The sequence below is a fragment of the Acinetobacter sp. WCHA45 genome (assembly GCF_002165255.2).
Lineage (GTDB): Bacteria > Pseudomonadota > Gammaproteobacteria > Pseudomonadales > Moraxellaceae > Acinetobacter.
The window spans coordinates 72041-84510 of sequence record NZ_CP028560.1; the positions used below are offsets into that span (position 1 = coordinate 72041).

Sequence of the window (12470 nt, forward strand, 5' to 3'; positions counted from 1 at the left end):
TTTCAAAAAGTATGCTGACATTAAATGAAGCCATTATTGATGTAAAAAAGGTTAAGTCGAAAGCTTTAAAATGGTTTTCAATCTTTTTTGAAAAATTACGATTCCTTCTAAAACCGCGCCTAATTCGATGCCTTATTTTGCAATTATTACCTTCAATGCCTACAGTAAAAAATTTACCAATACTTTGCTTGCAGTTTTTAAAAGCAGTTATGAAACTGTCCCAATGATCACTTGCAATTCGGGTGTAGTGAATACCTAATTGTTTAAGCTTTGTCTTCAATCGTTGAACTGTAGCTAAGTCTCTTTTACCCCAAACATAAGCAACAATCTCACCTGTTTCTCGATGGAAGGCGTAAATAAGCCATTGTTTATTATTCTTATTTCCCACAAAAGTCCAAAACTCATCAACTTCAAGAGACTCATAATGACTTTGTTTAGGCTGAATTTGGTAGGTCGATTCGGTTAAAGTACGTAAAACTTTACCGATACTGATTCGCTCAACTTCAGCGATATCTCGTATACCACTACCTCTGACCATCAACTGTAATATTTTTCGAGTAATGCCTGAATTACATCCTAGATAGCTCAGAGCATGGTCGCCAATAAACTGACGTTTACAGTCTTTACACTGATAGTTTTGTTTCCCATCTACTTTGATGCCATTTTTCTTTATACTGTCACTGAGGCAGGTTGGACATTTGATTTCTAGAGTTATTCGCATTTCTCTATTTTATTAAAATTCAACCTGCTTTGTTTCAGCATACTTTTTGAAACACCACCTGAAAATTAACTGAGAAATTTGACGATAATCGAAATACTGATCTGCAAAGAAACGTTGTACACGTCGATAAAATGATTGTGGTAAGCACGTGATGGGTAAGGCTTTAGATGCAGAAGAAAGGTTACATGTCTGTTTTACAATTAATGCCAGCATAATCAGTGTAAAACATTTTAGATGTGACTTGTTCCACTTTAGATATTTGTTTAAGATGAGATGTAACTCATTGAAATGAGTCATCATATTCGTCGTCAGAAAACAAGTATTATGCCATTATTTCAATGAGTTATCTTTTTTTGTCATGTACAAAGATAAATTTACTCAATTAAAAAAATAGTGTAGCAAGTTGCTACACTATTTTTTACTTTATTTCTCTAACATTCGTTTTAGGAAAGTTTCTAATTCTTGTAAATTTTGATCATCAAATTGTCCGATTTTTAAAGATACCTTTAATGTATTATGGTCAAATTTGATATTACCAGCAACTTTCCCACCATATTCAATTTTATGTACAATTGAGGTTTGAATAACTTCTTTGGTTTCTCTTGACTTAAAGATTTTTTCAGCTAGTGATGCCAATTTTGTCTGTTCAACTTCTTTGTTAAGCAATTTTGACCATGCTTCGAATAATGCTGCTTTAGCATATTCATGGTTTTCTTCATGATCTGATAGAAACTTTTTCACTGCTGTAGCAGCGGTCCTTGCTAATAATGACGGTTGTTTTTCCAAATCTTCAATCAACTCTCCAGGTAATTTTTCAAAAGATAAATATTTATACATATCTTCACGATTCATACCTAATGACTTTGCTAACTTCTGCTTATTTTTTTTTAATTCTTCATCCAAAGAAGTTAATCCAACATATATTTCATAATCTGTCAGATCTTCTCGCTTTAAATTTTCAGCTAATGTTAATAAAGCAACTTCTTCATCTGATGCATCAATAATGATTACTTCAATGGTGTTCTTATTGAGAAATTGGTGGGCTTTCAATCGTCTTTCACCAGCAATCAACTCATATTTATCATTTATTCTACGAACTGCAATTGGTTGTAATAGTCCAATTTCCTCAATTGATGCTGCTAAATCTTCAATATCTTGTTGATTAAAGAGTTTTCGAGGCTGGTTAGGGCTAGCCTGAATATCTGTAATTTGTACATTACGTCTTAGCTCTTTGACATCGTTAATATGCTCTTTTTGGGCATGTTGATGCTTTTGAGTATTTTGCTGAAGACGTTTAGCCAATAGCTCTTTATTACTTACCATAGTATTTCCAGAATTATATTATCCGACACGCCGAACAATTTCTTGTGCTAAAGTTTCAAAAGCTTTTCGAACTTTTGAGTTTTTATCAACAGATAATAAAGGTTGTTGCAAAATTGCAGCTTGATTAACCTTAGTGCTCATTGGAATTGTGGTATGCAATAATTCTCCAACTTGATTAAATGCTTCATCTTTTATTAATTTACATACATTCTGACGCTCATCATGTTTAATTAATAAAGCACCTAAGAGTTCTAATTCAGGGTTAACTCTTCTAATTTTACTTAAATGATTAATTAAATCAGTAACCCCATAGAGACCGTATTGTGAACCAGATTCAATTGGAACAATAACATGTGTCGAAGCGGCTAAAGCATTGCTGGTTAGTAATTTTAAGCTCGGAGGACAATCAATAAGAATGTAGTCATATAATCCTTCTAGAATTTCCAATTTATTTGAAAGTTCCTCGGATGGTCTTGGTGCATCATCTTTCAATTGATCTTCAGTTTTACCAAGAGTTAATGAGCCATATATTAAGGAAACATTTTTAAATTTTGTTTCTTCTTCTAATGCTTCCGATAATAGACTTATATCACCAATAAGTAATTCAGCTGATGTAGTTTCAACTTCGCTAGGGTGTCTTAATCCTATATGTAAACTTGCATTTGCTTGTGGATCTAGATCAATTACTAAGACTTTATTTCCTAATTCGGCAAGTTCTGAAGCGAGATGTACTACAGTAGTTGTTTTCCCGCAACCACCTTTATGATTAGCTACAGCAATGATTTTAGTTGACATATTTGTCTTAAGGAATTTACTTTGATTTCATTTAATATAAAGATATTTGTAGCAACTTGCTACAGTTCCTTTGTCATATTTTTATCTTTTAAATTCAGAAGATGTAGCAAAAACATTTCTTAACTTTTTTTAAAAATATAGCTAGCTAATTTTAATTAGTATTAATTAATATTAATTAGTTAATTATAATTAGACAGATTTTATTTGTTTAAAAACAAATATATAGAGTTTTTAAAGTGGAAGGCGTGTCACTAATAAGTGGAAAGCCTGTCATTGATAAGTGGAAGGCCTGTCACTGATAAGTGGAAGGTTTGTCACTAATAAGTGGAAGGTCTGTCACCGATAAGTGGAAGGTTTGTCACTATGGTGGAAGACTTGTCATTGTTATTTATTTTAACGTGGATTTTTTAGTTTAAAATAATATAATTCAATTACTTATAATGTTGATAAGTTTGTTTTTCTTAAAATAAAGGTGGAAGACTTGTCATTAGATGTTTTTTATTCTGTGGATAAACTATTTGTATAAAATTTAATTGATAACATGATGTTTGATAGTCAAGAATACCGGAATGGTGGAATGTTTGTCACTTTAATAGTGGAATATGTGTTTATTAATTCCACTTTAGTGGTGTTGTAGGCTATTTCTACTTTCAAATTGATTGCTTTAGCGGCACGGATGAATAATCAAAGGTGGAAGAATTGTCACTTAAAAGTGTTTAATTTCATATTTATTCCACCATAAGGCTGAATAGTATCAAAATTGCACTTTAATAGTGACACTTCTTCCACTCTTAAGGTGTTTGATGGGCATAAACTGAGTTAATTTAATGTAAGCAAGAGAAAATAGTGAGCAGTTTGCATCTTCTTCCACTTTTGTGTATAACATGTAGAAAATATTTTAATCTTTCCACTTATGAGCAATCACAACGAACCAGAAGAATTAGAACATCTACCTTATTGTATTGGTAATATTCGACATAATGGAGTAGTCAGCACTAGTAACCGTCTGATTAGACCAATTGAATTATCATCTAATGAGTATAAAGCTCTACTTTATGCAATGGCTGTTGCGAATTATGGTGAGAAGAATAATCAAGATCGTGAAATTACAGAGCAAACTTATATTTATTTGCATAAAGATGATTTAGGCGAACTATTAGGATTAGATAAAAAGAATTCCATTAATGTTGCTATTGATCGTATTTATAAAGAATTATCATCACGAGTAGCTCATTTTGTAATTGAAGAGCCCGTGGATGATAATAAGCGTAAAGTTAAAAAAGTACACTCAGTAGTACCAATTATTCGTGAACTCCGTTGGGAAGATGATGCTAAAAATGCTTTGCAGATACGTTTCACCAGTGAAGTACTTCCATATTTTACTCGTTTAGCAAATGGAAATTTTACGACCTATCAATTGAAAGATTTATTTGCTTTGGACTCTGTAACTAGTATGAGTTTGTATTCATACTTTATCAAAAATGAATTTAAGTATGCTAATCAAGATTCTTATGAGGTTGAACTTTCACTTGAGAATATCAAAGCACTAATTGATATTGGGGAGAAAAAATACGATCGTTGGGTTGATTTTAGACGATACGTTTTAGACAAAATTATTGAAGAAATTAATGAAAGGACTAGTCTTCAATTAGAGTACGATACCATCAAGAAAGGTCGACCTATTGTTGGAGTTCGATTTAAAATTCTTAATAGGCATGCCACTGAAGCTGTTGTATCTAATGCTAATGATAAGACTCAAATCTATTTAGATGTCAATTTTGATGATAATGCGCTTGTTAAAGAATTAGGTGCGAAGTTCGATATGACCGTAAGGTCTTGGTACATCTATGCAAACGACCCAAATTATAAACAGTTTAGTAAGTGGTTTAAGACAGAAGGGTGCTTAACTGAATCTCAAGCAAATGTGATAGTGAATGATATTATGTTCCAAATGGATTTTGCTGTCGCTGGCAGTTCAATGAGTGAATTTAAGAAAGAAATGAAATATAAATTAAAAAATAATCCAAATTTTGTAAAAGAAAATAGAAAACGATTGAATGAAATATTTGGAAAAGACGTTATATGACTGTGTAGCAACTTGCTACACTTTTTACTAGTAAATATTGATGACCTATAAGTTAGATTTTTTAGAAGAAGCATTAGCAGAATGGAACAAGCTGAATCCAAGTATTAAGCAGCCATTGAAGAGGAAGTTGATCAAGGTTTTGGAGAATCCTCGCATTCCCAAAAAAGGTGAGTTTCAGCAACATACTCATCTTATTTAGTAACGACAGCAAGTTTCCTGTCCAAGCTGAACCAAGTAAGAGTAAAGGTGGAGGCAATCCAAGTATCTCTGATCAATACAAAACCAATCTTTCAAGATTCAAGTACTACGATAAGTTCGGTATCTCAAAGATATACGACAAGTAATGTCATCTACATGCTTACGCATGCACAGATAATTGGTTACTATTCCCTTACTAAAACTAGATAAGCTATTCATTGCAGGTTGATTTTATGGCTCGTGCTCCAAAGCAAACCAAACAAGAACCCTTAGAAGTCGTTCTGTGGAAAACAGCAGACAAACTTCGTAAGAACATTGACGCTGCAGAGTACAAGCATGTTGTTCTTGGTTTGATCTTCCTCAAATACATCAGCGACACATTCGAAGCTCACTACAACTTACTCGTAGAAGGTGAGGGAGAGTTTGCCGGAGCTGACCCAGAAGACCGTGATGAATACACTGCATACAACGTTTTTTTTGTTCCAGAGAATGCACGTTGGTCATTCCTGTTAAACCAAGCAAAACAACCTAACATTGGCAAGTTAGTCGATGAAGCAATGGAAGCTATTGAGAATGACAACCCTCAGCTCAAAGGCGTACTTCCTAAGGTCTATGCACGTCAGAATCTCGATCCTACGAGCTTAGGAGAGCTGATTGACCTGATTGGTAACATTGCACTAGGCGATGCGAAATCTCGCTCTGCCGACGTGCTAGGGCATGTATTCGAGTACTTCCTTGGTGAGTTCGCTTTAGCTGAAGGCAAGCAAGGCGGGCAGTTCTACACGCCTAAATCCATTGTGAGCCTATTGGTTGAAATGTTGGAGCCATACAAAGGACGTGTATTCGATCCTTGCTGTGGTTCAGGGGGTATGTTTGTTCAGTCTGAGAAGTTTGTAGAGTCTCATCAAGGCTTAGTCGATGACATCTCGATCTATGGACAAGAGAGTAACCAAACCACTTGGCGACTCGCTAAGATGAACTTAGCCATTCGTGGCATCAACTCAGAGCATGTGAAGTGGAACTCTGAGGGTTCATTCCTCAACGATGCACACAAAGACCTAAAAGCGGATTACATCATTGCTAATCCACCATTCAACGTCTCTGACTGGAGTGGTGACTTACTTAAAGAAGATGCTCGTTGGTCATTGGGTGTACCACCTGCAGGTAATGCCAACTTCGCATGGATGCAACACTTCTTGTATCACATGAGTCCTAAAGGTCAGGCAGGTGTAGTCCTTGCGAAAGGTGCTTTAACCTCTAAAACCAGTGGTGAAGGTGAGATTCGTAAAGCCTTGGTTTCAGAAGCCAATGTCATTGACTGTATTGTGAACCTACCTGCAAAGCTGTTTCTGAATACCCAGATTCCTGCTGCTCTATGGTTTATGCGTCGTGACCGTGTTGGTTCAACCAAGTACAAAGACCGTAGCAATGAGATTCTGTTCATTGATGCTCGTAACTTAGGTCATCTGATTAACCGCAGAACCAAGGTGTTGTCGGATGAAGACATCAAGTTGATTACTGACACTTACCACAATTGGCGTAACAAAGACGGTGAGTACGAAGACGTTGCAGGCTTCTGTGCATCTGTACCGCTTGAGAAAGTGGCAGAGCTTGATTATGTACTCACCCCAGGTCGTTATGTTGGTTTAGCTGATGACGAAGATGAATTTGACTTTAAGGAACGCTTCACTAGCCTTAAGGCAGAGTTTGAAGCACAGCTTGTAGAGGAAGCGAAGTTGAACCAAGCTATTGCTGAGAACTTGGCAAAGGTGATTGTATGAGCGATTGGAAACAATGTTTGTTGGGCTCGATTGCAGAAGTGCAAACAGGTCCTTTTGGTAGCCAACTTAAGAATGAGCAATACATTACAGGAGGTACACCTGTAATTACTGTTGAGCACATTAATGCTTTTCGGATACAAAACATTGATTATCCTTCAGTTACTGAGGATGATAGACAACGCTTAGCAAGGTATTCTCTAAATGCAGGTGACATCGTCTTTACACGTGTGGGATCAGTTGATCTGAGTGCATATGTAAAACCCGAGAATCAAGGTTGGCTCTTCTCTTCTCGAATGCTGAGAGTACGCGTATCTACAGTAGAGGTTGACTCTCTTTTCTTGAGCTATTTTTTTAGGCAAGAAAAATTTAGAGAATACATTTTGAATATTGCTGTTGGTGCAACAATGCCATCTATCAATACGCAAATTCTTAAAGATATCCCTATTTCATATCCACCTCTCCCTGAACAAAAAGCCATAGCCTCAGTCCTTTCATCATTGGATGATAAGATTGACTTATTACATCGTCAGAACAAAACCTTGGAAGCCATGGCTGAAACACTGTTTCGTCAGTGGTTTATTGAGGAAGCGAAAGAGGATTGGGAAGTAACTCCTTTAAGTCGTATTTTTGACTTTTTAGAGGGTCCAGGGATTAGAAATTGGCAATATGTAGAGAATGGAGTGAACTTCATTAACATTCGTCTGATCGATGTGGGAGAGGTGAACGTAAATAGTGCTAATAAGATTTCTGAGGAAGAAGCATTCGGAAAGTATAAGCACTTCATGCTTGAAGAAGGTGATTTAATAGTCTCAACATCTGGAACCCTAGGAAAGAGTGCGATCATTAGAAAGTATCACCTACCTCTATGTCTCAATACTAGCGTCATACGTTTTCGCCCTAAGCAAGATATATACAGAGAATTTATGTACTCTTACTTAAAGTCAAGAGTTTTTCTTGAAGAGCTTGAGACCACTGCTAGTGGAAGTGTACAACTTAATTTTGGACCTACACATCTTAAGAAGATTGATATTAGATTACCTCCAACAGAGCTTATAATGTCTTATCACACAATAACTTCGGAAGTGTTCAATAAGATCAACTCAAATTTCGAACAAATCCAAACATTAGAAAAACTCCGCGACACCCTGCTTCCCAAACTGATGAGTGGTGAAGTACGCGTGCAATTTAAACAAGAATCAGCAGCTTAATTTTTGAGGTGAAGCCTATTGTGGCTTCACCTTTTTTACATCCAGGGGTAAACATGAACAAGAAGCTAATAGGGGCTTTAATTGCAATCGTAGTCGTGATCTGTGGCTATTTGTATGCTTCGCCATATCTCGCCATCAATAACATTAAGAAAGCAGCAGAAGCAGGTGATACTGAAAAGCTATCAACCTACATTGATTATCCAAGCGTTCGAGAAAGCTTTAAATCTCAGGTGAAAGCCAGTGTTATGAAGGACATGGCGAATAGCAATAGTGATGGTTGGGAAGCATTAGGTGAAATGTTGGCTGTTGCTATGGTGGATAAAGTCGTTGATGCCATGGTGACACCTGAGGGTGTAACACTCATGCTTCAAGGTAAGGATATTCGTGATGCAATTAAGCAAGATTTGGCAACTGAAGATGTCAAGCAAGAACAGAATGTAAAGTTTGAGTCGAGTACTCGATATTTAACTATTAATGATTTTGAGTTAACGCTTAAGCGATTGGATACAGACAAGAAGCTGAAAGTCATTATGCATCGTAATGGCTTAAGTTGGAAGGTAACCAAATTAGCTTTAGACCTAGATCAGAATTCAGTCGCTTTGGATCAAGAATCTAATCTTCAAGATACATCAAGCGAACAAGTACTTGAGGCAAAAGTACAAGATCGACCAACAATATCTCAAACGGTCTTTAATCACTCTGGTGCTCAAGTCGGTAAAGTCATGGAATTTTGCTATCGTGATCCATGTTCTGTTGCACAGGTCAAAGGATTTGAAATATTAAGCCAAACTCCAAATGACGTAGATATCGAATTGACCTTGTTGGGTGGAAGCAAAGGGTGGGAGGATGAGTCTACTGAGTGGAATGATGCTACTCATACAATCCAAATTACTTGCTCTATTGAGAAGCCGACAGTTCGTATGGAAGGACAAGTGACAGTAGTTCCATTGAACAAAGATCTAGGTGTACCAGGCGTTTTGATGTCGGATGCTGAAATTTATGCTCATGCGTGTCATGGCGATTTCAATGGAACACTAGAAGAAATGACAACGAATTACGGCTACAACGTACATACTGAATAAAGAAGAAGTGAGCAAGGGGGGGAGGATAGTGACTAAGATGACTGAATCAGACATTGAGCTGATGGCGATAGAGCAACTAGAGGGAATGGGTTATACCTATGTGTATGGACCAGAAATTGAATCCAAAGGAAATAACCCTCTACGAAGCTATAAGCAGGTCATCCTAGAAGCCAAGGTACTTGAAGCATTACAACGTCTGAATCCTCATTTGAGCGAAGACAAATGCATTGAAGCACTGAAGCAAGTCACCAATCTGCACTCCCCGGATATGCTCAGCAACAACCAGGCATTCCACCGCTTACTTACTGAAGGCATCAACATTGAAGTGAGCAAGGATGGTAACACCCAAGGTGAATATGCTTGGCTTGTTGACTTCAATAATCCAAGCAATAACCAATTCCTTGTCGTAAACCAAGTCACCATCAAAGAAGATCGTTGGACAAGACGACCTGACATTATCATCTATGTGAATGGCTTACCTTTAGTGGTCATTGAGCTTAAAAATGCCACAGACGAGAATGCCACTATAGAAGGCGCATATAAGCAGATACAGACCTACCAAAGCCAAATCCCTAGTCTGTTTACCTACAATGCCTTCAACGTCATCTCTGATGGTTTAGAGGCGAAAGCAGGCACTGTATCAGCAGACCTGAGTCGTTACATGGCATGGAAGACCAGTAATGGTCAAACCAAAGCCAAAAGTACTCAAGCACAGCTTGAAGTCTTGCTACATGGTTTGCTCAATCCAGTCACATTACTCGACATGATCAGACACTTCATTGTATTTGAATCCAGCAAACAAGAAGATGCCAATGGTTTGATCACCATCAAAACTATTAAGAAGATGGCTGCTTACCACCAGTACTATGCAGTGAATGCAGCAGTCCTCTCTACTATTCGTGCATCTGCAGTAAACTCGGACTCGAAGTCTGCAGAAGTCGCAATGCAGCAGCAAGGCAGAAGCAAACTGGAACTGGTTCAACAGCAGGCAGTAGGTGACAAAAAGGCAGGTGTAGTATGGCATACCCAAGGTTCGGGTAAATCTCTGTCTATGGTCTTCTACACAGGCAAGATTGTCTTGGCTTTGGATAACCCAACAGTGGTCGTGATCACAGACCGGAACGATCTGGATGACCAACTGTTTGGAACCTTTGCTGCATCCAGCCAATTACTGCGCCAGACACCAAAGCAAGCAGAGAATCGAGAAGAACTCAAAGAGCTACTCAAGGTTGGTTCAGGTGGGGTGATCTTCACCACTATCCAGAAGTTCCAACCTGATGATGGTGGCAGTGTCTATGAGCAACTCTCAGACCGAACCAATATTGTCGTAATAGCAGACGAAGCACATCGTTCGCAGTATGGCTTCAATGCAAAAGAGGTCGATGTCAAAGATGATGATGGTAAGGTGGTAGGTAAACGTACAGTCTATGGTTTTGCCAAGTACATGCGTGATGCTTTACCGAATGCCACTTATCTTGGCTTCACTGGTACACCAATTGAGAAAACGGATGTCAACACACCTGCAGTGTTTGGTAACTATGTCGACATCTATGACATCTCGCAAGCTGTTGAAGATGGTGCAACGGTTCGGATCTTCTATGAAAGCCGACTTGCTAAGATTGCCATCAGTGAGGAAGGCAAAGAGCTGATTGAAGACTTCGACGAACAGTTCAGTGAAGACGACTTAAACCAAACACAAAAAGAGCGTGCGAAGTGGGCAAGGGTCGAAGGACTGATCGGCAGTAAAGAGCGTATCAAGGCGATTGCCAAAGACATCGTAGAACACTTTGAACAACGTCTGAAAGCTAATGCAAACCAAGGTAAAGGCATGATCGTCAGCATGTCCCGCAGGATTGCTGTCGACCTCTACAACGAAATTGTAGCGATCAAACCAGAATGGCATAGCGATGATCTAAACGATGGTGTGATCAAGGTGGTGATGACCTCATCTGCTTCTGATGGTAAGGAGATTGCTAAACACCATACGACCAAGCAACAACGCCAAATCCTGGCCAATCGTATGAAGGACAATGATGACAAGCTGAAACTGGTGATTGTTCGTGATATGTGGCTGACTGGCTTCGATGCACCGAGTATGCACACGCTATACATCGACAAGCCAATGAAAGGCCATAACCTCATGCAAGCGATTGCACGAGTGAACCGAGTCTACAAAGACAAGATTGGTGGCTTAGTTGTCGATTACCTTGGTATCGCATCTGACCTGAAAGAAGCACTTTCATTTTACTCTGAAGCAGGTGGTAAGGGTGATCCTGCACTGGTTCAAGACGAAGCTGCAACCATTCTACAAGAGAAGCTCGAAGTGATTGATGGCATCATGCATGGCTTCAATTACCAAGAATACTTCACAGCCAATACTTCTCGTAAGCTCAATATTATCCTTGAAGCAGAAGAACACATCTTAGGTGTAGACCAAGGAGAAGGTAAGACTCGCTTCCTGACAGCAGTTGCAGCGATGTCACAGGCGTTTGCTTTAGCGGTGCCTCATCCTCATGCGATGGAAGCAGCACCAGTGGTTGCCTTCTTCCAAGCAGTGAAAGCGCGACTTGCGAAGTTCAGTGATGGCTCAGGCAACGTCTCAGGCATGAGTAATGCTGAGCTTGAAGCCAAAGTGAAGCAAACCATTGACCAAGCACTTGTTACTGAACAAGTGGTCGACATCTTCGATGCAGCAGGAATCCAGAAGCCAGACATCTCAATTCTCTCAGATGAGTTTTTGCAGGAGATGAAAGGCTATCAGCATAAGAACATTGCACTTGAAACATTGAAGAAGCTCCTTGGTGATGAGATCAAGGTAAGAGAACAGCGCAGTGTCACCCAAGGTAAAAAGCTCATGGATATGCTGAGTTCTGCAATCAAGGGCTATCAGAACAAGGTACTGACTGCAGCCGAAGTGATTGATGAACTCATCAAGTTGGCTAAAGCCATCCAAGAATCAGACAAGCTGGCAGAAGAACTCAACCTGACTGAATACGAATATGCGTTCTACTCAGCAGTCGCAGACAATGACAGTGCTAGAGAGTTGATGCAAAAGGATATTCTTAGAGAGCTTGCAGTTGTCCTCACAGACTCGATTCGTAAGAATGTAACCTTGGATTGGACTGTTAAGGAATCTGCGAGAGCGAAACTCAGAGTCATCGTGAAACGCTTGCTGAAGAAGTACGGTTATCCACCTGATATGGCTTTACTGGCGACAGAGACTGTCTTGGAACAAGCAGAGCAATTGGCTGAAGAATTAGGAACGGCAGCTTAGTT

The 12470-nt window shown here is 38.7% G+C and carries 8 protein-coding genes and 2 pseudogenes; 6 read left to right on the forward strand and 4 right to left on the reverse strand.

The window, feature by feature from the left end; genetic code table 11:
* Positions 1-20: 20 nt before the first annotated feature.
* The 4 genes and pseudogenes from CDG55_RS00565 to CDG55_RS00580 form a co-directional block, all read right to left on the reverse strand.
* A protein-coding gene (locus CDG55_RS00565; protein ID WP_416332994.1) for an IS1 family transposase occupies positions 21-721 on the reverse strand; the annotation gives its coding sequence in 2 pieces (ribosomal slippage) (positions 21-49 and positions 49-721; 702 coding nt in all).
* 60 nt (positions 722-781) lie between these two features.
* A pseudogene (locus CDG55_RS00570) lies at positions 782-1018 on the reverse strand (IS4 family transposase); the annotation flags it as partial.
* 126 nt (positions 1019-1144) lie between these two features.
* On the reverse strand, positions 1145-2044 hold the full coding sequence (locus tag CDG55_RS00575) for a ParB/RepB/Spo0J family partition protein (RefSeq protein ID WP_005166156.1): 900 nt from the start codon (positions 2042-2044) through the stop codon (positions 1145-1147).
* Between the two features lie 18 nt (positions 2045-2062).
* Positions 2063-2839: a ParA family protein gene (locus CDG55_RS00580; RefSeq protein WP_005166158.1), complete on the reverse strand. Its 777-nt coding sequence runs from the start codon at positions 2837-2839 to the stop codon at positions 2063-2065.
* A 913-nt stretch (positions 2840-3752) separates the two neighbouring features.
* Here CDG55_RS00580 and CDG55_RS00585 point away from each other — a divergent pair.
* From CDG55_RS00585 to CDG55_RS00605, 6 genes and pseudogenes are all read left to right on the forward strand, one after another.
* Complete coding sequence (locus CDG55_RS00585; RefSeq protein ID WP_005155758.1) at positions 3753-4925, forward strand: replication initiation protein; 1173 nt, start codon at positions 3753-3755, stop codon at positions 4923-4925.
* Between the two features lie 40 nt (positions 4926-4965).
* A pseudogene (locus CDG55_RS15325) lies at positions 4966-5088 on the forward strand (type II toxin-antitoxin system RelE family toxin); the annotation flags it as partial.
* Between the two features lie 268 nt (positions 5089-5356).
* Complete coding sequence (locus tag CDG55_RS00590; RefSeq protein WP_074163985.1) at positions 5357-6904, forward strand: type I restriction-modification system subunit M; 1548 nt, start codon at positions 5357-5359, stop codon at positions 6902-6904.
* Entirely contained in the window at positions 6901-8112 is a 1212-nt protein-coding gene (locus CDG55_RS00595; RefSeq protein ID WP_074163986.1) for a restriction endonuclease subunit S, read from the forward strand. The genes CDG55_RS00590 and CDG55_RS00595 overlap by 4 nt, the downstream gene beginning before the upstream one ends.
* Before the next feature lie 53 nt (positions 8113-8165).
* Positions 8166-9194 (forward strand): DUF2939 domain-containing protein, encoded by a 1029-nt coding sequence (locus tag CDG55_RS00600; protein WP_074163987.1) that lies wholly within the window; start codon positions 8166-8168, stop codon positions 9192-9194.
* A gap of 37 nt (positions 9195-9231) precedes the next feature.
* Positions 9232-12468 (forward strand): type I restriction endonuclease subunit R, encoded by a 3237-nt coding sequence (locus tag CDG55_RS00605; RefSeq protein ID WP_074163988.1) that lies wholly within the window; start codon positions 9232-9234, stop codon positions 12466-12468.
* The last annotated feature ends 2 nt before the right edge of the window (positions 12469-12470 follow it).